The 25,737-nt window shown below is 68.9% G+C and carries 20 protein-coding genes; 4 read left to right on the top strand and 16 right to left on the bottom strand.

Annotated features, from left to right (window positions below; genetic code table 11):
- Window positions 1–340: 340 nt before the first annotated feature.
- From SM757_RS05690 to SM757_RS05620, 15 genes are all read right to left on the bottom strand, one after another.
- The gene (locus SM757_RS05690) at window positions 341–2,710 is read right to left on the bottom strand and encodes an Ig-like domain-containing protein (protein ID WP_322464721.1); all 2,370 of its coding nucleotides are present in this window, start codon (window positions 2,708–2,710) and stop codon (window positions 341–343) included.
- 638 nt (window positions 2,711–3,348) lie between these two features.
- Entirely contained in the window at window positions 3,349–4,095 is a 747-nt protein-coding gene (locus SM757_RS05685; protein ID WP_066340717.1) for an ABC transporter ATP-binding protein, read from the bottom strand.
- The gene (locus tag SM757_RS05680) at window positions 4,092–6,008 is read right to left on the bottom strand and encodes a branched-chain amino acid ABC transporter ATP-binding protein/permease (RefSeq protein ID WP_322464720.1); all 1,917 of its coding nucleotides are present in this window, start codon (window positions 6,006–6,008) and stop codon (window positions 4,092–4,094) included. The genes SM757_RS05685 and SM757_RS05680 overlap by 4 nt, the downstream gene beginning before the upstream one ends.
- A gap of 2 nt (window positions 6,009–6,010) precedes the next feature.
- On the bottom strand, window positions 6,011–7,036 hold the full coding sequence (locus SM757_RS05675) for a branched-chain amino acid ABC transporter permease (protein ID WP_322464719.1): 1,026 nt from the start codon (window positions 7,034–7,036) through the stop codon (window positions 6,011–6,013).
- A gap of 71 nt (window positions 7,037–7,107) precedes the next feature.
- Window positions 7,108–8,256, bottom strand: coding sequence for an ABC transporter substrate-binding protein (locus tag SM757_RS05670; RefSeq protein ID WP_322464718.1), 1,149 nt, complete (start codon window positions 8,254–8,256; stop codon window positions 7,108–7,110).
- A gap of 280 nt (window positions 8,257–8,536) precedes the next feature.
- Entirely contained in the window at window positions 8,537–9,697 is a 1,161-nt protein-coding gene (locus tag SM757_RS05665; RefSeq protein ID WP_322464717.1) for an ABC transporter substrate-binding protein, read from the bottom strand.
- A complete protein-coding gene (locus SM757_RS05660; RefSeq protein ID WP_322464716.1) occupies window positions 9,694–10,431 on the bottom strand; it encodes a TetR/AcrR family transcriptional regulator in 738 nt (245 codons plus the stop codon). The genes SM757_RS05665 and SM757_RS05660 overlap by 4 nt, the downstream gene beginning before the upstream one ends.
- Window positions 10,432–10,436: 5 nt before the next feature.
- Window positions 10,437–11,528 carry a 1,2-phenylacetyl-CoA epoxidase subunit PaaE gene (gene paaE, locus SM757_RS05655; RefSeq protein ID WP_066343332.1) on the bottom strand — a complete coding sequence of 364 codons (1,092 nt, stop codon included), beginning with the start codon at window positions 11,526–11,528 and terminating at the stop codon, window positions 10,437–10,439.
- A gap of 12 nt (window positions 11,529–11,540) precedes the next feature.
- Window positions 11,541–12,071 carry a 1,2-phenylacetyl-CoA epoxidase subunit PaaD gene (gene paaD, locus SM757_RS05650; RefSeq protein ID WP_322464715.1) on the bottom strand — a complete coding sequence of 177 codons (531 nt, stop codon included), beginning with the start codon at window positions 12,069–12,071 and terminating at the stop codon, window positions 11,541–11,543.
- Complete coding sequence (gene paaC / locus SM757_RS05645) at window positions 12,065–12,847, bottom strand: 1,2-phenylacetyl-CoA epoxidase subunit PaaC (RefSeq protein WP_322464714.1); 783 nt, start codon at window positions 12,845–12,847, stop codon at window positions 12,065–12,067. Before paaC ends, paaD begins: the two co-directional genes overlap by 7 nt.
- Window positions 12,848–12,863: 16 nt before the next feature.
- Window positions 12,864–13,160 (bottom strand): 1,2-phenylacetyl-CoA epoxidase subunit PaaB, encoded by a 297-nt coding sequence (gene paaB / locus SM757_RS05640; protein WP_066343336.1) that lies wholly within the window; start codon window positions 13,158–13,160, stop codon window positions 12,864–12,866.
- 40 nt (window positions 13,161–13,200) lie between these two features.
- Window positions 13,201–14,211, bottom strand: a complete 1,011-nt coding sequence (paaA, locus tag SM757_RS05635; RefSeq protein WP_322464713.1) for a 1,2-phenylacetyl-CoA epoxidase subunit PaaA — start codon at window positions 14,209–14,211, stop codon at window positions 13,201–13,203.
- Between the two features lie 23 nt (window positions 14,212–14,234).
- Complete coding sequence (paaK, locus tag SM757_RS05630; protein ID WP_322464712.1) at window positions 14,235–15,554, bottom strand: phenylacetate--CoA ligase PaaK; 1,320 nt, start codon at window positions 15,552–15,554, stop codon at window positions 14,235–14,237.
- Between the two features lie 31 nt (window positions 15,555–15,585).
- Window positions 15,586–16,020, bottom strand: coding sequence for a hydroxyphenylacetyl-CoA thioesterase PaaI (paaI, locus tag SM757_RS05625; RefSeq protein WP_066338486.1), 435 nt, complete (start codon window positions 16,018–16,020; stop codon window positions 15,586–15,588).
- Window positions 16,021–16,039: 19 nt separating this feature from the next.
- Window positions 16,040–16,834, bottom strand: a complete 795-nt coding sequence (locus SM757_RS05620) for an enoyl-CoA hydratase-related protein (RefSeq protein ID WP_322464739.1) — start codon at window positions 16,832–16,834, stop codon at window positions 16,040–16,042.
- A 310-nt stretch (window positions 16,835–17,144) separates the two neighbouring features.
- Between SM757_RS05620 and SM757_RS05615 the strand changes: the two genes are divergently transcribed.
- Window positions 17,145–18,896 carry a PHA/PHB synthase family protein gene (locus SM757_RS05615; RefSeq protein WP_322464711.1) on the top strand — a complete coding sequence of 584 codons (1,752 nt, stop codon included), beginning with the start codon at window positions 17,145–17,147 and terminating at the stop codon, window positions 18,894–18,896.
- 116 nt (window positions 18,897–19,012) lie between these two features.
- Here SM757_RS05615 and SM757_RS05610 read toward each other — a convergent pair whose 3' ends face one another.
- On the bottom strand, window positions 19,013–20,413 hold the full coding sequence (locus SM757_RS05610; protein ID WP_322464710.1) for a replication initiation protein: 1,401 nt from the start codon (window positions 20,411–20,413) through the stop codon (window positions 19,013–19,015).
- A gap of 870 nt (window positions 20,414–21,283) precedes the next feature.
- Here SM757_RS05610 and SM757_RS05605 point away from each other — a divergent pair.
- From SM757_RS05605 to SM757_RS05595, 3 genes are all read left to right on the top strand, one after another.
- Window positions 21,284–22,465, top strand: a complete 1,182-nt coding sequence (locus SM757_RS05605; RefSeq protein WP_322464709.1) for a ParA family protein — start codon at window positions 21,284–21,286, stop codon at window positions 22,463–22,465.
- Between the two features lie 20 nt (window positions 22,466–22,485).
- Window positions 22,486–23,505 carry a ParB/RepB/Spo0J family partition protein gene (locus tag SM757_RS05600; protein ID WP_322464708.1) on the top strand — a complete coding sequence of 340 codons (1,020 nt, stop codon included), beginning with the start codon at window positions 22,486–22,488 and terminating at the stop codon, window positions 23,503–23,505.
- A 1,203-nt stretch (window positions 23,506–24,708) separates the two neighbouring features.
- Window positions 24,709–25,398, top strand: coding sequence for a substrate-binding domain-containing protein (locus tag SM757_RS05595; protein WP_322464707.1), 690 nt, complete (start codon window positions 24,709–24,711; stop codon window positions 25,396–25,398).
- Window positions 25,399–25,737 lie beyond the last annotated feature (339 nt).

Raw genomic sequence — 25,737 nt, 5'->3', positions numbered from 1 at the left:
CCCGAGCGGCGCGTGCCGCATAGAAATGCGGCCGGCACCGCGAGGTGCCGGCCGCCAAGGGACCCCCTGGGTCGTCCCGGAGACAAGCCACTGACCGCCCCGGCGGCGCCGGCCCGGCCGCGGTGCGGCAAGGCGGGCGACGCACCGGGCGTCCATGGAAGCCATTCTGGGCAGACGGCATGCCGCCTCCGATAGGAGGGATTGACAGGGGTGCACGGGTGTTTTGTCCCGGGTGCGTGGCGAACGGGCGCGGCGGCGGCTCAAGAAAAAGAACGGCCGGCCCCTTGCGGCGCCGGCCGTGCAAACGCAGGTGTTGGCCTGCGTCCCCTGAGAGCCGTGGTCAGCGGTTGATGTAGAGCGTCCCCATGGTCGTGACGTTGTTGGGCGTGGTCACCTTCACGTAGACGCGGCCCAACTGCGCGGCGGCGCAGACCACCGTGGCGGTGTAGGTGGTGGCATCGCGGCTCACGGCGGAGCCCAGGCCCACCGGGTAGTTCTCCACGGTGAGGCTGTCGGGAAAGACCTCGCCGCGCTTGGCGCCAAACAGCGTGCTCAGTTCTATCTTGGTGCCCGCCGGCACGGGGTTGCGGTTGACGTCCTGCACCGTGAAGGCCAGGTCCACCACCTCGTCGGCCGCGCAGCGCGGCGCGAAGGTGGCTCCCGTCACGGGGTCCAGCGGTCCGGCGATATAGGCGCGGCTGCCGGAGAAGAAGTGGACGATCTGCCGCGACACGTACAGCGTCTGCGCCGATGCGGCCGGGCTGGGGCTGCGCAGCACACCGTTGTAGCGGCGGTCGCCCGGCGTGCTGCACAGACCGTTGCGGTTGGGGCCGATGCAGGGCTCGCCCGCGGTCCAGCGCAGGTCCTCGTTGTCGTCGCGCCAGATGTCGGGGCTCTTGTCCTGGCTGGGCGTGAACTCGGTGGAGGCGCCGACGCTTGCCGTGTCGCAGGCATCGCAGCGGTTGTTGCCGTTGCGGTCGAAGAAGTCCTCCTCGCCCAGGGCGTAGGCCAGCACCGTCACGCGGCCGTTGGCGGGCTTGGGCTGGGCCGAGTACAGCTTGACGCTGCAGGAGCCTGGACGCACGGCGGCGGCCGCGGACGGCCGGCCGGTGAGGCAGAACGCGTCGATGACGCCGCCTTCGGCGCTGAAGTTCACCACCGTGCCGTCAGGCACGGGGTTGCCGAAGTGGTCGGCCAGGGAGGCCGTCACCGTGGAGCACTCCTGGTCGTAGTCGCGGCCTTCGCAATTGAACGTGGAGGTGGACAACGAAAAATGCTGCTGGTCCGGCACGCCGGAGGACACGACCAGCAGGCTGGAGAGCGTGGTGATGCTGCCCACGCTGGCCTTGACGCGCACCGAGGTCGGGATGGTGCCGGCGGACACCGTGGTGCTCACGTAGCCGCTGGCGTCGGTGCTGCCGCTGGCGGGCTGCAGCTTGAGCCCGCCGACGGTGGTGGCGGCGTTGTTGTCGGCAAAGGCGAAGGCCACGGGCACGTTGGCCACCGGGTTGCCGCGGGCATCCTGCACGCGAAAGCGCAGGCTGGACCATTCCTGCCGCTGCGCGCCACCCGTGCCCGCCAGCGCGATGCTGGTGGCACTGGCCGACACGAAGCCGATGGAGCCCACGGTCGTGGGCAGCACGTCCAGCGCCACGCTGCGGGTGGCGGTCCGGTCGCCCAACGTGACGGAGGCGGTGATGGTGTCCGTCGAGGCGCAGCCGCGGTCGGTGTAGGTGGCGGCGGCCAGCCCTGCGCGCGTGGTGGCCTGTTGGGTGATGCTGGCCTTTTGCAGGCCCGCGCAGCGCGAGGTGAAAGTCACCGGCAGCGGCCGCGCATAGGGCTTGCCGTTGTTGGTGACGGTGAAGCTGAGCGTGGCGGTGCCGCCGGCCGACAGCCGCGTGGGCGAGACGGCCGGGGTGGCGAAGGCCAGCACCGGGAAGGTGACGCCGTAGTTCATCGCCGCCGTGAGCGCTATGCCGTTGACCGACACTGCCGCATTGGCCATGAAGCCGCCGCTGCGCGTGCCGGCAGGCAGGCCGATGCGGGCGACGCCAGCGGCATCGGTGAGCGCCGTGCGCGTGGCCGGCTGCAGTGCCACGCTGTCGGACGTGCCGAAGGTGACCAGGCTGTTGGCCAGCGGCGTGCCGTCCGGATACTTCAGCGTGGCCGCCAGGGTGCCGGCGGTGTCGGGCGAGACCTGCGTGATGGCACGCCCGCCGGCGTCCAGCAGCGCCAGGTTGAGCTTGGGGAACAGGACTTCATACGCCACCGCGCCTGCCAGCGAGGAGCCTTGCACCGTGGCCGTGACGCGGGCCGTGAAGGCGCCGGCGCGGCTGCCCGCGGGCAGCGCCAGCCGCGCCAGGCCGGTGGCGTCGGTGGAGGCCGCCGAGGCCTGCACGCTGCCGTCCGAGCTCTGCAGGTTCACCACGACGCCCCGCAGGCCCACGCCGTTGCCGTCGCGCACCGTCACGCGCAGCGTGCCCGGGTCCTTGTGCGTGACGCGGGTGACGGCCACCCCGGCCGGATTCACCAGCGCCACGCTCATCTTCGGAGCGCACGCGAACGGGTTGGCCATGGTGGCCTGGCAGCCCACGGCGCTGGCGTGCTCGGTGGCCGCACCGGTGTCGGCAGCCGTTGCCGCGTCATCGCCGCCTCCGCAGCCTCCCAATGCCAGCAGCATCGCCGCGGCCATGGCCCAGATCTTTTTCATGCCGGCCTTTCCCTGGTTGGCGGGCACTGTGGCCCGTGGTCCGTGCGCACCGGCGTGCGCGCGGGGATGTCCCAGCCCTCAGGGTAGGAAATGCCCGTGCGGCAAACATCGGAGCCCGTGCGTGCGCTGGCCGGGTGCTTTGTCACCAGCGCTCAGGAGGGTTGTCCCCTGGGCACGCATCCGCACCGGGCGGGCCGGCCCGCGATGCAGCATTTCCCACGGTTGGGCGCACAAACAAAACGGCCGGTACCTTGCGGTACCGGCCGTGCAAGCGCGAGCGCCCTGCTGCGCGCATCCCCTGGGTCACCAAACTGGTGGTTCCGGGCACGTCCCGTGGACGTGCCCAGAACCTATTCCTCCCTGCTGCTCCCTTCCCCCGACATGCTGTTGTCTCGTGGCAGCTGCTTCAGCTTGGCGCCTCTCTTCCCGGAGGCGCTTGGCATCGTTCATCGACTGCCCATGGAACACATGCTAGGGGGGTGAGAGCAAACGCACATCGGAGCTTTAGACCAGGGCGCGGCGCCGTTTTGTACCCGGCCGAGCGTGACATTTGTCACCGCCGGCAGCGGAGCTTTTCCTCAGCGCGGACACCGGGCTTCCAACAAGAAACGCCGGCCGTTCTGGAGCCGGACGTTGATTCAAGCCGCCTTCTTCGTGCCCAGGCCCAGGTAGGTGTCGATGATGCGGCGGTCGTTGAGCAGCTCACGGGCCTCGCCCGTGAGCGCCACGGCCCCCATCTCCAGCACGTAGGCACGGTCGGCCACCTGCAGCGCCGCGCGCGCGTTCTGCTCCACCAGCAGCACGGACACGCCCAACTCGCGCAGCGAGGCCACGATGCGCAGCACCTCGCGCACGATCAGCGGCGCCAGCCCCAGCGAGGGCTCGTCCAGCATCAGCAGCCGCGGCCGCGCCATGAGGGCGCGGCCTATGGCCAGCATCTGGCGCTCGCCGCCGGAGAGGGTGCCCGCCATCTGCGCACGGCGCTCGTGCAGGCGCGGGAACAGCTCGAACACCTCCTGCATGCGCGCCTTCTGGTCGCGCTGGCCGCGGCGCCAGCGGCTGAAGCCGCCCAGCAGCAGGTTGTCGCCCACCGACATCTCGCCGAACAGCTCGCGCTTTTCAGGCACCAGCGCCACGCCGTGCGCCACCATCTTTTCCACGGAGGGCCGCGCGATGCGCTCGCCGTCGAGCAGCAGCTCGCCGCGCGAGGGCAGCAGCCCCATGGCCGCGGACAGCAGCGTGGTCTTGCCTGCGCCGTTGGGGCCGATGACGGTGACGATCTCCCCCTCCCGCACCGTGAGCTGGACGCGGTGCACCGCCTCCACCTCGCCGTAGGAGACGCAGAACTCGCGCAGCTCCAGCAGCGTCGTCTTGTCCGTGCTCATGCAGCAGCTCCCAAGTCGTCGGCACCGCCCAGGTAGGCATCCAGCACGCGCTGGTTGCCCTGCACCTCGGCCGGCGTGCCCTCGGCGATGACGGTGCCGAACTCGAGCACGGTGATGCGGTCGGCCAGGTTCATCACGAACTCCATGTCGTGCTCCACGACCAGGATGCCCAGCCCTTGCGAGCGCAGTTGATCCAGCAACTTCGCCAGCGCCTGCTTCTCCAGGTGGCGCAGGCCGGCCGCGGGCTCGTCCAGCAGCAGCACGGCCGGCTGGCTGGCCAGCGCGCGGGCAATCTCCACGATGCGCTGCTGGCCCAGGGCCAGCGAGGCGGCGGGGGTGCCGGCATGCGCGGCCAGGCCGCAGCGCTCCATCTGGCGCCGTGCCTCGGCCAGCACGGCGGCTTCCTCGGCGCGGTCCTGCCTCAGCATGGAAGCCAGCCAGCCGCGCTGGGCCCGGCGGTGCGCGCCCACGGCCACGTTCTCCAGCACCGTGCGCTGCCCAAGCAGGCGCACGTGCTGGAAACTGCGCGAGAGGCCCAGCGCCGCGAACTCGCGCGACGGCTTGCCGGTCATGGCCTGGCCCATGAGGCGCACTTCGCCGGCGGTGGGGTCGTCCACGCCGGAGATCATGTTGAAGAAGGTGCTCTTGCCTGCGCCGTTAGGCCCTATGAGCGCCAGGATCTCGCCGGCGCGCACCGTCAGGTCCACGGCGTTGTTGGCGATCAGGCCGCCAAAGCGCTTGGTGACCTGATGGGCCTGCAGCACCACCGTGCCGCGCGCGGGCAGCGAGCGCTCGGGCAAGGGCGCGGCGGCCGGCAGCCGGGCGACCGTGGGCCGTATCCAGCGCCTTGCGCGGGCCGAGAGCTGCGGCCACAGGCCATCGGCAAAGCGCTGCAACACGAACAGCATGAGCAGGCCGAAGACGATGACCTCGAAATTGCCGCTGCTGCCCAACAGGCGCGGCAGCCAGTCCTGCAGTTGCTCCTTGAGCAGCGTGATCAGCGCCGCGCCCAGCACCGCGCCCCACAGGTGGCCGGCACCGCCCACCACGGCCATGAACAGGTATTCGATGCCGATGTGCAGGCTGAACGGCGTGGGGTTCACGAAGCGCTGCAGGTGCGCATACAGCCAGCCGGAAACGGCGGCCAGCAGCGCGGCCAGGACGAACAGCTTGATACGCTGGCGCCCCGTGTCCACGCCCATGGACTCGGCCATGACGCGCCCGCCCTTGAGCGCGCGTATGGCGCGGCCCTCGCGCGAGTCCAGCAGGTTGTGCAGCGCCCACAGCGCCAGCAGCAGCACGGCCCAGATCAGCAGGCCCAGCACCCGCGGCGAGGCGAGCGAAAAGCCGGCCACCACCAGCGGCGGCACGCCGGTGATGCCGGTGTGCCCCCCCAACAGCTCCAGGTTGCCGAACAGGAAGTACAGGCTCAGGCCCCAGGCGATGGTGCACAACGGGAGGTAGTGGCCGGAGAGCTTCAGCGTGATGGCGCCCAGGAACCAGGCCACCGCGAAGGTGATGGCCAGGCCCAGCAGCAGCCCGGCCCAGGGCAGCAGCGCCGGGGGCAGGCTGCCCAAGAGCGCGGCCGCGTCCGGCGAGGTGCAGGCCCAGGCCGTGGCGTAGGCACCGATGCCGACGAAGGCGGCCTGGCCGAAGCTGGTCATGCCGCCCACGCCGGTGAGCATCACCAGCCCAAGCGCCACCAGCGCGTACAGGCCGATGTAGTTGAGCAGCGTGACGCTGAAGTCCGGCAGGAAGCCCCAGGCCGCCAGCAGCAGCGCCACCGCGGCCAGCACCAGCGTGCGGGCGCTGACGAAGCCGCGCACGGGCGTGTCGCCGGCCGTGTGCTGTGCCGCGCCGGCCGGCGCGGGCTCGCAGGCCTTGGAAACCTTGGAGACGGTGGTGTGGGGCATGGTCACTCCTCGTCCTCCACATGGTGGCTGCGCAGGCTGCGCCACCACAGCACCGGGATGATCAGCGTGAACACCAGCACCTCCTTGAAGGCGCTGGACCAGAAGGAGGCGAAGGCTTCGAGTTGCCCCACCAGCAGCGCGCCGGCCAGCGCCAGCGGGTAGCTGGCCAGGCCGCCCACGATGGCGGCGACGAAGCCTTTCAAACCGATGAGAAAGCCCGTGTCGTAGTAGACCGTGGTGATGGGCGCCACCAGCAGCCCGGCCACGGCGCCGATGAGGCCGGCCAGGGCGAAGCACAGGTCGCCCGACAGCTCGGTGGGAATGCCCATGAGCCGTGCGCCCACGCGGTTCATGGCCGTGGCACGCAGCGCCTTGCCCACGATGGAGCGCTCGAAGAACACGAACATCGCCACCACCAGCGCCAGCGCCGTGCCCACCACCACCAGCGACTGGCCGGTGATGGAGAGGCCGCCGACGTCCATGCGCAGCTCGGAGAAGGCCGTGGTGCGCGACCCCTCCGCGCCGAAGAACAGCAGTCCCAGTCCGACCATCACGCCGTGCAGCGCCACCGAGACGATGAGCAGCACCAGCACCGTGGCGCGCGCCAGCGGCCGGTAGGCCAGGCGGTAGAGCAGCGGGCCCAGGGGCGTGATCAGCAGCAGCGTGGCCAGGGCCTGCAGCGCCTGGCCTTCCGGCCGCATCGCCACCAGCGCCCCGGCGCCGGCCGGGCAGCCCACGCACCACAGCAGCGTGGACTTCCAGTCCACCGTGGCGCCGCGCTGCGCGCGCCAGGCCTCCACGGCCAGGACGACGGCAGCCAGCGCCAGCAGCAGCCACAGGCTGGCCGGCGTGCGGCCCGCTTGCATCATGGCCATGGACAGCGCCGCGAAGGCGACGAACTCACCCTGCGGAATGAAGATCACGCGCGTGACCGAGAACACCAGCACCAGCGCCAGCGCCATCAGTCCGTAGACGGCGCCGTTGACGATGCCGTCCTGGCCCAGCAAAAGGGCGATTTGAAGGTCCATGTACTTCGGCTTTCTTGGGCTGGGTGTAGCGCCTTGTCAGGCCTGGAGCAGGCGTGCGCCGCCCCTTGTCGTCAGGGCTGGTACTTCCACGCCCCGCCCTCGATCTTGACCATCACGCGCGCGCGCTGGTCCAGGCCGAGGTGGTCATTGGGCGTCATGCTGAAGATGCCGTGGGCGCCGGGCAGTTCCCTGGTGGCTTCCAGCGCGTCGCGCAGCGCGGCACGGAACTCCGGCGTGCCGGGCTGCGCCTTCTTCAGCGCCGCGGGCACGGCATTGGCCATCAGCAGGCCGGCATCCCAGGCGTGCGCGCCGAAGGTGGAGACGCTGCCCTTGCCATTGGCACCCTCGTAGGCGGCGACATAGGCCAGCGCGCTCTTCTTCACCGGGTGCGCGGCGGGCAGTTGCTCGGCCACCAGCACCGGGCCGGCGGGCAAGAAGGTGCCTTCCACGTCCTTGCCGCCCACGCGCAGGAAGTCGGCATTGGCCACGCCGTGCGTCTGGTAGAACTTGCCCGCGTAGCCGCGCTCCTTGAGCGTCTTTTGCGGCAGGGCGGCCGGCGTGCCGGCGCCGGCCACCAGCACGGCGTCGGGGCGGGCCGACATGAGCTTGAGCACCTGGCCGGTCACGGAGGTGTCCGGGCGCGCATAGCGCTCGTTGGCCACGATCTTGAGCTTCTTGATCGCCGCGGCCTTGGCAAACTCCTGGTACCAGCCCTCGCCGTAGGCGTCGTTGAAGCCGATGAAGCCCACGGTCTGCACGCCGTTGGCGGCCATGTGCTCGGCAATGGCCAGCGACATGGCGATGTCGTTCTGCGGCGTCTTGAACACCCAGCGGCGCTTGGCGTCCATGGGCTCGATGATGCGGGCGCTGGCAGCCATGGAGATCAGCGGCGTCTGGGTTTCGGCCGCAACGTCCGTCATCGCCAGCGTGTTGGGCGTGGTGGTGGAGCCCAGCAGGATGTCCACCTTGTGCTCGCTCACCAGCTTGCGCGCGTTGGAAACGGCGGCCGTGGTGTCGGTCGCATCGTCCAGCACGAAGTAGTTGACCTTCTGGCCCGCGATGGTCTTGGGCAGCAGGCCTATGGTGTTCTTCTCCGGGATGCCCAGCGAGGCGGCGGGGCCGGTGGCGGAAACGCTCACGCCGACGTTGATGTCGGCCTGCGCCAGCGTGGCGGCCAGCAGCGCGGCCGCAACGGCCGCGAGCCGGAAGCGCTTGTTCATGAGACTCACTCCTTCAAGGGGAAAAGGCCCGCGCTCGCCTTGCGCCGGCGCAAGGCCGCCGCGCGGCTTGCCGTGGTATGTCGATGCCGGGATGAAGCGCGGTGCAGGAGAGCAGCGCGCCGCGCCGGCCACTTTGGGCGGCAGCGGGACTGCAAAAGACTGCCCACCGTCCGGCCGCAGCCGGGTGAACATCCGGTCGATCATAACCAACGGCAACAGGCCGTAAGCCCTGCGCAGGACAGGCGGCACGGTCGCCGCGCCGTCCCCGCGAAGGAGGCAATCAGGGCTGCGCGCTGCCCTGGTACTTCCAGGCACCACCTTCGATCTTGACCATCACGCGCGCGCGCTGATCCAGGCCCAGGTGGTCGTTGGCCGTCATGCTGAAGATGCCATGGGCGCCGGGCAGCTCGCTGGTGGCTTCCAGCGCGTCGCGCAGCGCGGCGCGGAACTCCGGCGTGCCGGGCTGCGCCTTCTTCAACGCCACAGGCACGGCGCTGCTCATGAGCAGCCCGGCGTCCCAGGCATGCGCGCCGAAGGTGGACACCGTGCCCTTGCCGTTGGCCGCCTCGTAGGCGCCCACATAAGCCAGCGCGCTCTTCTTGACCGGGTGCGAGGCGGGCAACTGCTCGGCCACCAGCACCGGGCCGGCGGGCAGGAAGGTGCCCTCCACGTCCTTGCCGCCCACGCGCAGGAAGTCGGCATTGGCCACGCCGTGCGTCTGGTAGAACTTGCCGGCGAAGCCACGCTCCTTGAGCGTCTTTTGCGGCAGCGCCGCGGGGGTGCCGGACCCGGCCACCAGCACGGCGTCGGGCTTGGCCGACATGATCTTGAGCGCCTGCCCGGTGACGGACGTGTCGGTGCGCGCGTAACGCTCGTTGGCCACGATCTTGAGCTTCTTGATCGCCGCGGCCTTGGCAAACTCCTGGTACCAGCCCTCGCCGTAGGCGTCGTTGAAGCCGATGAAGCCCACGGTCTGCACCCCGCTGGCGGCCATGTGCTCGACGATGGCCAGGGACATCATGATGTCGTTCTGCGGCGTCTTGAACACCCACTTGCGCTTGGCATCCATGGGCTCGACGATGCGCGCCGAGGCCGCCATGGAGATCATGGGCGTCTGCGACTCGGCGGCCACGTCGATCATGGCCAGCGAGTTGGGCGTGGTGGTGGAGCCCAGGATCACGTCCACCTTGTTCTCGCTCACGAGCTTGCGCGCGTTGGAGACGGCCGAGGTGGTGTCGCTGGCGTCGTCCAGCACGATGTAGTTGACCTTCTGCCCCGCGATGGTCTTGGGCATGAGGGACACCGTGTTCTTCTCCGGAATGCCCAGCGACGCGGCCGGCCCGGTGGCCGAGAGCGTCACGCCGACGTTGATGTCGGCCATCGCCTGCGCCGCGGCCAGCAACGCTGCGGCAGCGGCCGCGAGCTTGAAAGTCGTCTTCATGCCTTGTCTCCTTCGGTGGATGTGGCCACCGCCGGCGCGTTGCGCCGTCGCGGGACCGTTGTGTCGCCATTGAGGGTCTTGTGGATTGCAGGGGTCGCGCCGGTGCCACTGGGGGCATCGGCCGCGGGCGCCGCGCTGCGGCGCACCGCCGGCACGCCGCCCACCATCATGTCGGCCACGATGCCGGCCATGTCCTCGTAGGACAGCGCCCCATCCGGCTTGAGCCAGGTGAACATCCAGTTGACCATACCGAACAGCAGCATGGTGACGGGCTTCACGAGGCCGGCTTCTTGCTGCTCGGGGCGCCAGGCCGCGATGGCGCGGGCAAAACCGGCGGTGACGTGACGCTGCAGGTTGAGGATGCGGTCGCAGTCCTGCGCTTGCAGGAAGCGCACGTCGTCGGTGAGCACGCGGTGCGCGTGCTGCGCATGGGCGTACTCGCGCAGGATGCGCGCGATCAGCTCGCGCACGCGGGCCTCGGCGGACAAATCGTCGCGCGCCAGCACGTCGTCCGTCATGGCCACCAGGCGGGAGACGTGGCCCTCGGCGATCTGCACCAGCAGCGCGTACTTGTCGCGGTAGTAGTGGTAGAGCGTGGCCTTGGACAGGCCCGCGGCCTCGGCCACCTGGTTCATGGTGGTGGCCGAGTAGCCGCGGCGGGCGAACAGCGCCGCCGCGCGCTCGAGAATCATCTCGCGCTGGTCGTCGTAGTTGGCGGCGCGTCCGCGGGCCATGCGCTTTACCTTTCGTCGAACGAGAGGACCACGCGCTCGGTGAGCGGGTGCGCCTGGCAGGTGAGCACGAAACCGGCGGCGACCTCGTTCTTGTCCAGCGCGAAGTTGCGCTCCATGCGCACCTCGCCTTCGACCAGCTTGGCGCGGCAGGTGCCGCACACGCCCGAGGTGCAGGAAAAAGGCACCTCCATGCCGCAGGCCGAGGCCGCGTCGAGGATGCTGGGCTGTTGCTTGTGGAACTGGATCTCGCGCCGCAGGCCGTCGCGGATGATGACGATGCGCGCGCTCTGCGCATCGCCCGGCTGCGCCTGGTGCACCACGGCGTCGGCCGCCTGCACCGTGCCGGCGGGCTGCGCCAGGCCGAAGCGCTCGATGTGGATGCGGTCCTGCGCCACGCCTGCGGCCAGCAGCGCGGCCTCGGCCTCGTCGTTCATCTGGAAGGGGCCGCACACGTAGGCCTGGTCCACGCCGGCGGCCGGCACCACGCTGCGCAGGAACTCGCCCAGCTTGTCGCGGTTCATGAGGCCCATGTTCAGCGGCGAGTCGGTGGGCTCGTCGGAGAACACGTGGTGCAGTACCAGCCGCGCCATCCAGCGGTTCTTCAAGTCCTCCAGCTCCTCCTTGAACATGGTGGACAACAGCGAGCGGTTGCCGTAGATCAGCGTGAAGCGCGAGAGCGGCTCGCGCGCCAGCACCGTCTTCATGATGGAGAGGATGGGCGTGATGCCGCTGCCCCCGGCAATGCCCAGGTGGTGGCGCCGCGCATCGGGCTCCATGGGCACGAAGAATCGCCCTTGCGGCGCCATGACGCTGATCTCGTCGCCGACCTGGAGATGCGTGTTGATCCAGTTGGAAAACACGCCGCCGCGCACCTTGCGCACGCCCACGCGCAGCTCGCCGTCGTCCACGCCCGCACAGATGGAGTAGGAGCGGCGCAGGTCCTGCCCGTCTATGGTCTTGCGCAGCGTGAGGTACTGGCCCTGCGTGAAGCCGAAGGTCTCGCGCAGCTCGGCCGGCACGTCGAAGCTCACGACCACGGCCTCGGCCGTGTCCGGCTCAATGGCGCGCACGCGCAGCGGGTGGAACAGGACGCTCATGCCAGCCTCGCCTCAGATGGGTTTGAAGTGCTCGAAGGGCTCACGGCAATCCAGGCAGCGGTGCAGCGACTTGCAGGCCGTGGCGCCGAAGGCCGAGAGCTGCTCGGTGTGCGTGCTGCCGCAGCGAGGACAGGCCACGGGCTCCTTGCGGCGCGGCACCAGGCGAATGGGCACGGCCTGCCCTGCGGCCCCGTGCGCGGGCGGCGCGATGCCGTACTCGCGCAGCTTGCGCCGCCCCTCCTCGCTGATCCAGTCGGTGGTCCACGCCGGCGCGCGCTGCAGTTTCAAGCGCACGGGACCCAGGCCGGCGGCGTCCAGCGCGTCCACGACGCTGCGCTCGATGACCTCGGTGGCCGGGCAGCCGGAATAGGTCGGCGTGAGCACGACTTCCAGCAGGCCGGCGGCCTCGTGGGCTTCCCGCACGTCGCGCACGATGCCCAGATCGCACAGCGACAGCGCGGGCACCTCCGGGTCCAGCACGCCGGCCAGCACGTCCCAGGCGCGCTGCACGCGGGCGCCGGGCGCGGGTTGCGCCGTCACCATGCGCCTCCCGGATAGGCACGCTGCAAGTGCTGCATCTCGGCCAGGATGTAGCCCATGTGCTCGCTGTGCACGCCGCGGCGGCCGGTGCTCATGAAAGCTTGATCAGGCGGCTGGCGCAGCGTGGCGGCCTGCAGCAGTGGGCCAATCTCGGCCATCCACGCGCCGCGCAGCTCGGCCCAACGCGGGCCCAGGCCGCTGTCGGCCGCCTCGTCGTCCACGGCGTCGGCATCGAAGAGCTCGGCCGTGTAGGGCCAGAGCTTGTCCAGCGCGGCCTGCATGCGGCGGTGCGACTCGTCCGTGCCGTCGCCCAGGCGCAGCACCCAATCGGCCGCGTGCTGCTGGTGGTAGCGCGCCTCCTTGACGGCCTTGGCCGCGATGGCGGCCAGCTCCTCGTCGGCAGAGCCCTGCAGCCGCTCCCACAGCAACCTGAGCAGCGTGGCGACGAAGGCATTGCGCAGCACGGTCAGCGCGAAGTCGCCGGGACGGCCCTCGCCGTTGGGCAGCTCCACCAGCGTGGGGTTGAAGTAGTCGCGCTCCTCGCGCAGGAAGGCGAGCTGGTCCTCGCTCAAGCCCTGCGCGCTGCCGGCCAGCGTGAGCACCGCGCGCGCCTGGCCCAGCAGGTCCAGAGCCATGTTGGCCAGGGCGATGTCCTCCTCCAGCACCGGCGCATGGCCGGTCCACTCCCCCAGCCGCTGGGCCGAGATGAGGCAGGTGTCGCCCAGGCGCAGCAGGTACTGCTGGCGCGCGTCGCGTTGAAGTGCAATGGAGGGCTGCATGGCTGCCTCGCGCGGCTCACATGTGGTCCACCGAGTCCGGCAGCTTGTAGAAAGTGGGGTGGCGGTAGACCTTGTCTTCCATCGGGTCGAAGTACATGTCCTTGTCGCCGGGGTCGCTGGCGGTGATCTGGTCCGAGCGCACCACCCAGATGCTGGAGCCTTCCTGGCGCCGGGTGTAGACGTCGCGCGCCATCTGCAGGGCCATGGGCGCATCCGCGGCGTGCAGGCTGCCGCAGTGCTTGTGGTCCAGCCCGGCGCGGCTGCGGACGAACACTTCCCACAGCGGCCATTCGTTGTTGGTGTCGGTGCTCATAGCGAGTCTCCTAACTGGTTGGCAAGTTCACAAGCCCAGATCACGCCGCTTGTGCCTCGCGCTCGCGCTGCTTGGCCGCATGGGCCAGGGCCGCTTCGCGCACCCAGGCGCCCTCGTCCCAGGCCTTCACGCGCGCGGCCAGGCGTTCGCGGTTGCAGGGGCCGTTGCCGTTGACCACGCGCCAGAACTCGTCCCAGTCGATGGCGCTGAAATCCCAATGCTTGCGGGTGTCGTTCCACTTCAACCCGGGGTCCGGCAGCATCACGCCCAGCAGCTTGGCCTGCTCCACCGTGGCATCCACGAACTTCTGGCGCAACTCGTCGTTGGAGACGCGCTTGATGCCCCAGCGCATGCCCTGCGCCGAGTTGGGCGACTGGTCGTCGGGCGGGCCGAACATCATCAGGCAGGGCCACCACCAGCGGTTCACCGCGTCCTGCACCAGGGCCCTTTGCGCGTTGGTGCCCTGCTCCATCATCACCAGCAGGCTGTCGTAGCCCTGGCGCTGGTGAAAACTCTCCTCGCGGCAGATGCGGACCATGGCCCGCGCATAGGGCGCGTAGGAGCAGCGGCAGATGGGCACCTGGTTCATGATGGCTGCGCCGTCAACCAGCCAGCCGATCACGCCCACGTCGGCCCAGGTGAGCGTGGGGTAGTTGAAGATGGAGCTGTACTTGGCCTTGCCGGAGTGCAGCGCGTCCAGCAGCTCGTCGCGGCTCACGCCCAAGGTCTCGGCGGCGGCGTAGAGGTAGAGGCCGTGGCCACCCTCGTCCTGCACCTTGGCCAGCAGAATCGCCTTGCGCTTGAGCGTGGGCGCCCGCGAGATCCAGTTGCCTTCCGGCAGCATGCCCACGATCTCGGAGTGCGCGTGCTGGCTGATCTGGCGCACCAGCTTCTTGCGGTAGTTGGCCGGCATCCAGTCCTTGGCCTCGATGAAGCCGCCGTCGTCCACCGTGGCGTCAAAGCGCTGCTGCAGGTGCAACTCCTCGACGCTGCGCAGCGTCTTGTCCTCGGCGGCCTCGCGGCCCTGCGTGTCCATGGCTTGGGTGTACATGGCAGCTCCTGCGGATGGGGTTTTCAGCCCTTGGGCCGGCGGTCTATGACGCGCCGCGCCTTGCCGGTGAGGGTGCGCTCTATGGACTCCGGCACCAGCACCTCCACGCGCGTGCTGATGCCCACCAGGGTCTTGATGCGCTGCTGCACCCACTGCGCAATCGCATCGGTTTGCGCGGGCGCCAGCGGGCCCAGCGTGGGCTGCAGCTCGCAGCGCACCAGCACCTCGTCCAGCAGCCCGTCGCGCATGACTTGCACCTGGTACTGGCCGGAGAGCTTCTCGTGCTGCAGCACGATCTCCTCGATTTGCGTCGGAAAGACGTTGACGCCGCGGATGATGAGCATGTCGTCCGAGCGGCCGACGATCTTGCCCATGCGCCGGAACGCGCGTGACGTGGGCGGCAAGAGGCGCGTGAGGTCGCGCGTGCGGTAGCGGACGATGGGCAGCGCCTCCTTGGTCAGTGAGGTGAACACCAGCTCGCCCTCCGCGCCGTCAGGCAGCACCTCGCCGGTGTCGGGGTCGATGATCTCGGGATAAAAGTGGTCTTCCCACACCACCGGGCCGTCCTTGGACTCGATGCACTCGCTGGCCACGCCCGGCCCCATCACTTCCGACAGGCCGTAGATGTCCACCGCGTCAATGCCGGCCTTGCCTTCGATCTCGCGCCGCATGGCCTCGGTCCAGGGCTCGGCGCCGAAGATGCCGATCTTCAAACTGCACTCGCGCGCATCCAGCCCCTGGCGCGTGAACTCCTCGATGATCACCTGCATGTAGCTGGGCGTGACCATGATGATGGCGGGCTGGAAGTCGCGTATGAGCTGCACCTGCTTCTCGGTCTGGCCGCCCGACATCGGGATGACCGTGCAACCCAGCCGCTCGGCGCCGTAGTGCGCGCCCAGGCCGCCGGTGAAAAGCCCGTAGCCATAGGCCACGTGCACGATGTCGCCGGCGCGGCCGCCCGCGGCGCGAATGGAGCGCGCCACGAGGCCGGCCCAGGTGTCGATGTCGTTCCTCGTGTAGCCCACCACCGTGGGCTTGCCCGTGGTGCCGGAGCTGGCGTGCACGCGCACCACCTGCTCGCGCGGCACGGCGAACATGCCAAACGGGTAGTGGTCGCGCAGGTCCTTCTTGGTGGTGAAGGGGAATTTGGCGAGGTCCGCCAGCGTCTTCAAGTCGCCCGGGTGCACGCCCTTGCCGTCGAAGGCGCGGCGGTAGTGGGGCACGTTCTCGTAGGCGTGCTCCAGCGTGCGGCGCAGGCGCTGCAGTTGCAGGGCCTCGATCTCGTCGCGGCTGGCGCGCTCGATGGGCTCCAGGTCGGCGGCAACGGGTTGCTTGACGGGCATGGCTTGTCTCCTTCCTCTTGTCGCAGCGGGCTCAGGCCTTGACCGCGGGCCGGCCCTTGGCGGTGTAGGAGCGGCCGCGGAACACCGCGATGCGCTCGCCGCGCTGGTTGTCCACCGTCACGTCATAGACGCCGGTGCGTCCGGCGCGCGAGACCTCCACGCAGCGCGCCGTCAGCACGTCGCCCAAGCGGCCGGGGGCGACGAAGTCCACTGAAAAGCCGGAAGCCACGGTGAGCTCGCCGTGGGCGTTGCAGCCATAGGCGAAAGCCGTGTCGGCCAGCGTGGCGATGAGGCCGCCATGGCAAATGGCATGGCCGTTGAGCATGTCCTCGCGCACCGCCATGGCCAGCGTGGCGCGGCCCGGGCCGATGTCCGTGACCTGCATGCCCAGCGCCTGCGCGGCGCGGTCCTCGGCAAACATGCCGGCGCGCACGCGCTCGGCCACTTCCTGCGGCGTCGCGGTCATGGGCGTGCTCCTGGCCGGTTCAGCGGTCGGTGAAGACGGGCGCGCGCCTGGCGCCAAAGGCGGCCACGCCTTCCTGGTAGTCGTGCGCAAAGCCCAGCTCGCGCTGCAGCTTGGCCTCGGCGGTGAGGGCGTGCGTGAGGTCCAGGTGCTGCGCCTCGTCCATGGCGCGCCGCGTGGCCACCAGCGCCTTGGTGGGCATGCCGGCCAGGCGTTCGGCCAGGGCTTGCGCCAGCGGCAGGAGCTCGGCGTCGTCCACGCTGCGCCAGATCAGGCCCATGCGCTCGGCCTCGTCTGCGGGCAGCTTGTCGCCCAACAGCGCCAGCCCAAGCGCCCTCGCCCGCCCAACCAGGCGCGGCAGCAGCCAGGTGCCGCCGCTGTCGGGAATCAGGCCGATTTTTCCGAAAGCCTGGATGAAGCTGGCCGAGCGCGCGGCCAGCACCAGGTCGCCGCAGAACGCCAGATTGGCGCCCGCGCCCGCGGCCACGCCGTTGACGGCCACCACCACCGGCACGGGCATGCTGCGCAGCCGCCGCACCAGCGGGGCGTAGTAGCGCTCTATGGCCACGCCCAGGTCCTTGGGCTGCGAGGTGTCGGGGCACACCAGCGGATCGGCCAGGTCCTGCCCCGCGCAGAAGGCCCGGCCCGCACCCGTGAGCAGCACGCAGCGCACGCCGACATCGGCCGCGGCGCTCTCCAGCTCGGCGCGCAGCAGCGAGTGCATCTCGCCGTTGAAGCTGTTGAGCGCCGCCGGGCGGTTGAGCACCAGCGTGCGCACCGCGCCGCTCTGGCTCTTGAGAATCATGGACTCCGGCACCTTCACCACTCCCACTGCAAGCCACTGCCACGTTCAAGTCCCGTAACGTATGCACATTCGGGACTGAATCATTTACCGACCGTTCGGTAGATGATAGATGCTGAACCGCGCTTGAGCTAGGTCAGGCGCACCGGGACAAACCCCGAGAGCCGGTACGCTCATGGCAAAGTCCGGGACAGTGGTGTTGCATTTGCACCGGCACGCCATGTGCACCACCCGGTCATGAGGCGCCCGCGGTTCTTGCCGCGGGAAGATGGAGCGGGCGGCGCGGCAATGCGCCGCTCATGACAAGCAAGGATGGAGACAGCGCATGGACAATCCTTCGACGCCGGACGCCGGCCAGTGGTTCACGCAGTTGCTGAAGTCGCAGCAAGCGGCGTTAGGCCCTTTCACCGCCGACCAGGCTTTCGCGCCCTGGATGCAGGCCGCCACCGCCTTCACCTCCTGGCAGCAGGAGACGCTCAAGCAGATGACGGCCTTCTGGCCCATGTCCCTGGCCGCGGCCATTCCCGGCTTTCCCAGTGCGGTCAACGTGGCCTCCGACAAGCGTTTCTCGGCCGAGGCCTGGAGCAGGCACCCGGGCTTTGACATGCTCTCCAAGAGCTACCTCGCGCAAACGCAGGCGCTGCGCCAGACGCTGGAGGCCACGCCCATGGACGAGCGCACCAAGGCGCAATGGGGCTTCCTGCTGCGCCAGGTCGTGGATGCGCTGAGCCCGGCCAACTGCCTGCTCACCAACCCCGAGGCGCTGCAGACGGCGGTGGACACGGGCGGGCGCAGCCTCATCGAGGGGGCACGCCTTTTCATGGAGGACTTCGCCAAGGGCCGCGTCTCCATGACGGACGAAAAGGCCTTTGAAGTCGGCAAGAACGTGGCCCTGAGCCCGGGCGCCGTGGTGTTCGAGAACGAGCTGTTCCAGCTCATCCAGTACGCGCCCAGCACGGAGCACGTGAAGCGCACGCCGCTGCTGATCGTCCCGCCCTGCATCAACAAGTTCTACATCCTGGATTTGCAGCCGGAAAACTCGCTGGTGGCCTATGCGGCATCGCAGGGCAACACGGTGTTCCTCGTGTCCTGGCGCAACGTCGACGAGTCGCTGGGCCACCTCACCTGGGACGACTACGAGCGCCAAGGCGTCATGACCGCCATCGACGTGGCCCGGGAGATTGCCGGCAGCGAGCAGGTCAACACGCTGGGCTTTTGCATCGGCGGCTCGCTGCTGGCGTGCACGCTGGCCGTGCTCTCGGCCCAAGGCGAGGCCGGCAAGGTGGGCAGCATGACGCTGCTGACCACGCTGCTGGACTTCACCGACACCGGCGAGCTGGGCCTGATGATCACGCCGCAGTCCATGGCGCTGCGCGAATCCACCATAGGCCAGCGCGGCGTGCTGCACGGGCGCGAGCTGGCGCACATGTTCGCGGCGCTGCGCGCCAACGACCTGATCTGGCCCTACGTCGTCAACGGCTACCTGCAGGGCAAGGCGCCGCCGCCCTTCGACCTGCTGTACTGGAACGCCGACGACTCCAACCTGCCCGGCCCCATGGCCTGCTTCTTCATGCGCCAGGGCTACCTGGAGAACAGGGTGCGCCAGCCCGGCGGCACGGTGCAGTGCGGCGTGCCGGTGGACCTGCGCAAGATCACGGTGCCGGCCTTCCTCTACGCCTCGCGCGAGGACCACATCGTTCCCTGGAAATCGGCCTACGCCAGCACGCAGCTGCTGGGCGGGCCCATCACCTTCGTGCTCGGCGCCAGCGGCCACATCGCCGGCGTGATCAACCCGCCGGCCAAGAAAAAGCGCAGCTACTGGGAGCTGCCGCCGCCGGATGCGGATGACAACGCACCCTCCCCGCACGCCGAGGTCGCCGCGCTGCTGCCCGCCGACCCCGAGCACTGGTTCAAGCAGGCCCAGCAGTACCCGGGCAGCTGGTGGACGGCCTGGAGCGAGTGGCTGGCTCGACAGGGCAGCGACGACGAGGTGCCGGCCCGCGCCGAGCTGGGCAGTGACAAGCACCGCCCCATAGAACCCGCGCCCGGCCGCTACGTGAAGGCCAAGGCGAGCTGAGCCGGCTTCGAGCCGCCAGCGGCCTGCCCCGGCACCGCCAGGGCATTCACCATGGAAAACGCCGCGCAGAGCGCGGCGTTTTCCACATTCAGCAGCGGCAATTCAGCGCGTGAGCCTTACGCGTTGCCATCGCCCACTTCGGCTGCGAGCTCCAGCAATTGCTCGGCGCTGGGCTTGTCCCAGCCGGGACCGTGCGCGCCGTTGGCGTAGAAGCGGATGAAATCCTGGACGAAAAGCGAGTGCGTCCAGCCGCTGGTGTCAAAGCGCTTGAGCAGCGGGGAACGCTTGTCGGCCAGGTACTCGCGAAACTGCGCCACCCAGCGCTCGCGCTCGGCTTGAGGCAGCGCAAGGATCTCGTGGCGCAGCGCCTCGCGCGCACGGCGCAGCCACTCGTCCAGCCAGCGCGCCTGGCGCCTGGGTGCGTCCACAACCGCTGCCGCGCGTGCGCGCGGCGGTGCGGCTGCAGGCGCGGCCTGGTCGGCCTCGGCCGGCTTCTTGAGCACACCCGGCAGCACGGCGCGCAGGTAACGGGCGGGGCTTTGCACCGGCTCGGCCACGCCGGGCGGCAGTGCGGTACGCCGCTGCAGGCTGTCCAGCCCGGCGGACAGCGCCGTTGGGCCGAACTCCTGCAGCAGCTGCTCGGCGTCCTCCTGCTTGAGGCCGCTGTCCATGGCCCGGCCTATGAGCGGCAGGTCCACCGGCTCCAGATCGCGGGCGCCGGCAGCCTTGCCGCTGGGCACGCGGGCACTGGCCTTGCGCAGCACCGAGAACTGGATCTGCTCGATCGTCTTGTTGTCCGCGCCCTTGTGCTCCACGGGGCCGCGCACCTCGATGTCGGACAGGGCGTTGATTTCCGCTATCGCCGGCGTCAGCACGTCGCGCTTGAAGTACCGGTACTCGGGCGGCTTGCGCGTCGGGTCGTCCTGTTGCCCGGTGAGTACCGGGCGCCACCAGCGCCAGTGCTGGCGCGCGGTGAGGTGGCTGGGGTTGTCGATGTAGCGCACGCAGATCTCGTACAGCGCCATGGCGGCGTGGCTGCGAAGCTGCGTCACCACGTCCAGCGCGATGCGCGCGTAGCGGTCGGGCCCCATGAGCTGCTCGCGGATCTGGGGCGAGTAGGACCACTCGATGGTGATGGCGCCGCTCTTGCGGTTCTTGATGAGCTTGCAGCCGGCCAGCAGCGTGGAGGCCTCCCACACGTCGAACTCGCCGGCCGTTGGGCTTTGCCACTCCACCACCGTGCCCATGAGCTGCTTGAGCGTCTTCTTCAGCAGCTCATAGTTGTTGGAGTCAAAGCGCGAGAGATTGATGATCTCGCTCAGCGGCGCGCTGTAGATGTCCTTGCCGCTCTGGCGCTGCGCCACGTGCAGCAGCACGTTGAAGGAGCGGCGCGCCAGCAGCGTGATCTTGCGGTCGCGCGGCATGAACGCCACGGCGTTGACGTGCTTGCGCACCACGTCGGCCGAGGCCGGCGCGTCTTCGTCATCGTCGTCAAAAAGGACGGGTTGCTGAGCCATGCCGACATGGTAGGCGATCACGTGAGTGAGCCGACCCAGGCGGCTCACATGTGCTGTTCTGCTCCGCCCTGCCGGGCGCTACCAAATTTCCTCACCTGTCCGACCCGCGGTGCGTGGCGCCGACAGGTGCGGCCCGGCGTCCTGGCTCACGCAGCGCTACCAAATTTGCTCACCTGTACCGAGATTCCCGCAGCCAGCACGGGTCGTATGCCTCACGCCAGCACTCCCAAATCTCCTCACATGGCGTTCACTCGCCGGGCAGGTTCCGGGCAACTTGGCGTGGTGGCCACGGGCCTGATCACTACCAAATCTCCTCACACAAGCGACGGGGGAACTGCCTGGCGACACGGCACGGCACTGGCTTGCCGCCGGATGCCATGTTTGGCGGCTTGTTCACGTCTGCCGCACGCGTATGGCCGGGCGACTTGGCCTGCTCACACGGCCAGGCGCACGTTCTTCGCCCGCCACGTGAGTGGATTTGGTAGCGGCAGTGGCGCCAAGGCCTAGCACAGACCATTCACTTATCCGCTCACGTTCGCTACCAAGCACGCTCACCTTTATTACCAAGAGGGCTCACCTTCGCTCCCAAAACAGCTCACCTTCATTCCCAAGAAGACTCACCCATTTGCAGATAAGTCATTGATGCGTAAAGGAAATTCCGTCCATAAAGGTATTAAAGGCTTTGAAGGAATTTGAACCTCTTAAATCCCGAACGGGGTGTTTGATAAGAAAACTCAGGGCTGACGGCCTGCTTGATTCCTGATCCGTCTCGTGAACCGAAGCTACCCAAACGTTTCAGCAAACATGCGCTGACGCAGCCTTCAAACGCTGATTCGCCGTTATGATCCGTGCTCACGAAGGAGGACAGGAATGAACACGAATACGGCGACGCTGGCTCCCCAGACGCTGTCCGATGTGATGGACCAGGCTGACCGCTCCGGCCTGCTCATGAGCCGGGTGCGCAGCGCGATGCTCTCGCCCACCTCGCGCAAGCGCTCGCCCGTCTACAGCAGCGGACAGTTGGGCGCCATTTGCGGGCTGGACCGCAACCAGGTGGCCTACCGGCTGCAAAAGAGCGACTTGCCCGCAGGCCGCATGCTGGGCAACGGGCGGCGCGAATTCTCGCTGTCCGATGTGCAGACCTGGGCCCGCGCCTACCGCGGCGCGGCCATGCGGCCCGCGGGCGCCGAGGCCGTGACCATGGTGCTGGCCAATTTCAAGGGCGGCGTGGGCAAGACGACCACTGCCATGTCCGTGGCCCAAGGCTTGAGCCTGCGTGGGCACCGCGTGCTGGCGGTCGACTGCGACCCCCAGGGCTCGCTCACCACGCTGTTCGGCATCCTGCCGGACACCGAGGTGGAGGACGAACAGACCATCCTGCCCTTGTGCGTGGGTGCGGAGAGCTCGCTGCGCAGCGCCATCCGGCCCAGCTACTGGAGCGGCGTGGACTTGGTGGCGGCCGCGCCGCTGCTGTTCGGTGCCGAGTTCTCGCTGCCTTCGCGCCAGCAGACCGAGGACGATTTCGAGTTCTGGAACGTGCTCAACGTCGGCCTGGACGAGGTGCGCGACGAGTACGACGTCATCGTCATCGACACGCCCCCTTCGCTGTCCTACGTCACCATCAACGCGCTGATGGCGGCCAATGGGCTGCTCATGCCGCTGCCGCCCAACGCGCTGGACTTCGCTTCGGCCTCCCAGTTCTGGCGGCTGTTTTCCGACCTGGCCGGCCAGCTCGTCGAGCAGCGCGGCGTGGGCAAGGAGTTCGACTTCATACGCGTGTTGCTCACGCGCGTGGACAGCAGCGACTCCACCGCCACCGTGGTCCGCGACTGGATTGGTCAGACCTACGAAGGCAAGGTCATGCCGGTGGAAATTCCCAAGACGGCGGCCGCCGCCTCCGCAGCCGCCGAGTTCGGCACCATCTATGACGTGGGCAAATACGATGGCAACGCCCGCACCTACAAGCGCGCCGCCGAGGCCTATGAGAAGGTCACGGAGCTGGTCGAGCAGCTCATACAAGCCACCTGGCGCCGCAAGGCTGCCGCGGCCTGAAGCGCGTTCCGGAGACGACCATGACCAAGAAGATCGCCGAGAAGTCCAAGCTGGTGAACCTGCTGCCGGACCCCGAGCCGCCCGCCGCCCCTGCCGCCCAGCCCCTGGTGGCCGAGGACGCTGCCACGCAGCGCAAGGCCTACACCGGCGTGGGCCAGATGATGGGCGTGCTGGGCCGCTCCAGCCCGCTGGGCAAGGAGCTGGCCGAGGTCAAGGCCCGGCTGCGCGAGTACGAAGGCAGCGTGCCACTGAAGCTGCTGGATGCGCGCACCATCGCGCGCAGCCGCCTGGCCAACCGGCACGAGTCCGAGTTCGAATCCGCCGACTTCGCCAAGCTCAAGGGCGAGATCGAGCACGCCGGCGTCAACGTGCAGCCCGTGAAAGTGCGGCCCATCGAGGATGCGGACACGCGGCGCGACGGCGTGCAGTACGAGCTGGTCTTCGGCCACCGCCGCCATCGCGCCTGCCTGGAGCTGGGTGTGCCGGTGCTGGCCATGATCGAGAGCGTCAGCGACAAGCAGATGTGGCTGACCATGGACCGCGAAAACCGCGAGCGCCGCAACCTTTCTCCATGGGAGCAGGGCCAAAGCATCCAGCGCGCGCTGCAAGCCAACCTCTTCAGCTCCATTCGCCGCCTCGCCGAAGAGTCGGGCATGGACCACAGCAACGCCGCCAAGGCGCTGCGCTTGGCCGAACTGCCTGCGGCCGTGGTGGCGGCGTTCAGCTCGCCGGCCGACATCCAGCTTCATTGGGCGCGTCCCTTGTCCGAGGCGCTTCAAAAGGACCCGGACGGCGTGCTGTCCCGCGCCAAGGCCATCGCGGGGCGGGGTACCGTACCACGGGCGCCCAAGGCGGTTCTCGATGAGCTGCTGGGCATGGCGCAGGTGCGCGGCTTGGCGGACAAGCGCCACTTGAAAAAGGACGGCAAGACCGTCGCCGTGCTCACGCAAAAAGCCGGTGGCGCCTTGGCGGTGGAAATCCGTCAGCCGGTGGACATGGCTGACGTGGAGGCTTTGTTGAAGAAGCTGCTCAAGCTCTGAGCCGGCTGCAGCGGGTCCGGGACGCCCACGGCGCCCGGTGCGTGGGGTACCGTACCACGCACCGGGCGCTTTGCTTTTGGGGGGCACAGGCCGCGCGGTAGGGGGCGTCGGCGGGGTGTGGTCCCGTACCACGGCGGCAAAGGAGCAGCATGCGTATGCCGGTCGGTCTTCCACGCAGGCGGCCGCTGGGAGGGGTGTGGTCTCGTACCACACCCAGTGTCGAACGAGGCCCTGGCTCATTGCATCGCCGAGCCGCCGTTTCGACGGAAGCATTGGCGTACCCCCAACCACTTCCTACCCACCTTCTTCAGAACCCTGGATAACGAGTCCGCCGCGCCCGGACGCTCATGGCACGCGGCTGCAAGCACAGTGCAGACGTCTTGCCGATCCAGCGTTTGGGACGAAGCCGGCACTGGCTATGGCGGCGAACGTATCTCATGCAGGGGTGTGCTTCGGGTTGGGCTCCCGCGCGTTGCCAGTGCCGGCACGAGCGCTGGCCAGTGCACGCCTTTGTTCGGGATGTTCTTGCGCCGGCCGTGTACCGGGGATCGGAGTGCCTGGTTCAGCAGTCGTTTGGATGCGCGTCTTTCCGGAGATAGGCTGCGCGCGCCCTGGGGCGCAGAGGCCTCACCAGTGCGTTATGGCTGTCATGAGGATCTGCCAGCTCCTGTACCGGCCGTGAGCCGCAGGCCGCTGCGCGCTGGATGCAATTTCGCCGGCTGCTCCTGTAGCGGCATGTCGCGGGCCGTGGGCAGTGGGGTGTGGTCTCGTACCACACTGCCGGGGCACCACGGGGCGTGGTCTGGTACCACACTCGGGCGGCGCCCTGCAGGTGCATGAACGGCGGACGACAACCTCCGGGGCTGCCTTTGCGGCGTCAACATATTGACGACTTCCCACATGAGCATCCAGGGCGTTGGAGGCATTGGGGCAAGCGCTCCGTCCACGCAAAAGGGTCGCGCACGCCAGGCCTGGGCTTACCGTCCTGGTCCGGCGTTCTCCGGCCCAAGCTGTCTTCCGCTGCTCCGCTCAGTCAGGCAGGGGCGGGCGCCGGCCGCTTGTCCGTCCCGTCCAGGCCAGGACTGAACGCATTGCCCCGCGGGCAATCCGTAGGGACGGCCGTGCAAACGCCGAAATAATGTCGCCCGCGTGCGGGTGCGTTGCCGCGCCCGTCCCCCTTGACCCAAGAAATAAGGAGCTCCTTTGGCAACCCCTCTGCGCATCATTTCCTCCATGGCCACCAAGCAGCTGCTGGCCGACCTCGTGGCCCAGTACAGCCGCCTCAGCGGCCAAGCCGTGGACATCGAATCCGTCGGCGGCGTGGACGCCGCCAAGCGCGTGCAGGCCGGTGAGGCCTTCGACGTGGTCATCCTTGCGTCCAACGCCATCGACCAGCTCACCCAGGCCGGCAAAGTCGTGGCCGGCAGCCGTACCGATCTCGTGAAATCCGGCGTGGCCGTGGCCGTGCAGGCCGGCGCGCCGCACCCGGACATCAGCTCGGAGGAGGGCGTGCGCCAAGCCGTGCTCTCGGCAGGCAGCCTCAGCTACTCGACCGGCCCAAGCGGCGTGGCGCTCGTCAAGCAGTTCGAGCGCTGGGGCATCGCCGATCAGATCAAGGACCGCATCGTCCAGGCGCCGCCCGGTGTGCCTGTGGGCTCGCTGGTGGCCAAGGGAGAGGTGGAGCTGGGCTTCCAGCAACTCAGCGAGCTCATCCATCTGCAAGGCATAGACGTGGTGGGCCCGCTGCCGCCGGCCGTGCAGGTCACCACCATCTTCTCCGCGGGACTGGCCACGGCTTCGCAGCAGCCTCAGGCCGTACGCGCCTTCCTTGAGTTCCTGGTTTCCGACCAAACGGAAAACGCCAAGCGCGCCAACGGCATGGAACCCGCCTGAGTCCGACGGCCGTGCAAGTCGGCCTGCGGCCGGACAGGGCAGGGCGCAGGCCGTATGGGGCTTGCGCCCGCTTCACAAGCGATGGAGCTGCGCGGAAATACCCCGGGCTCAAGAACGGGCTGCCGCTCAAGCGCCCAAGTTAAACCAGCCCCTTCCACGCGGGCTCTTTCGGTCAGGGCTGCGGTATGCAGCAGGGCGCCATGCGAGAGCTGCTGGAGGCACCCGCCCCGACAAGCTCTGGGCTGCCGGACCTCCGACGACAGGGGCTCACACACAGGAACCAGGCACGCCGCTGCCGTCGTGGCGTGACGAGCTCACAAGGCCCCCGGCAAACCATGA

Source organism: Azohydromonas lata (assembly GCF_034427735.1).
Lineage (GTDB): Bacteria > Pseudomonadota > Gammaproteobacteria > Burkholderiales > Burkholderiaceae_C > Azohydromonas > Azohydromonas lata.
Note: the sequence above shows the minus strand (reverse complement) of the source record. Positions and strands in the feature narration are given on the sequence as shown.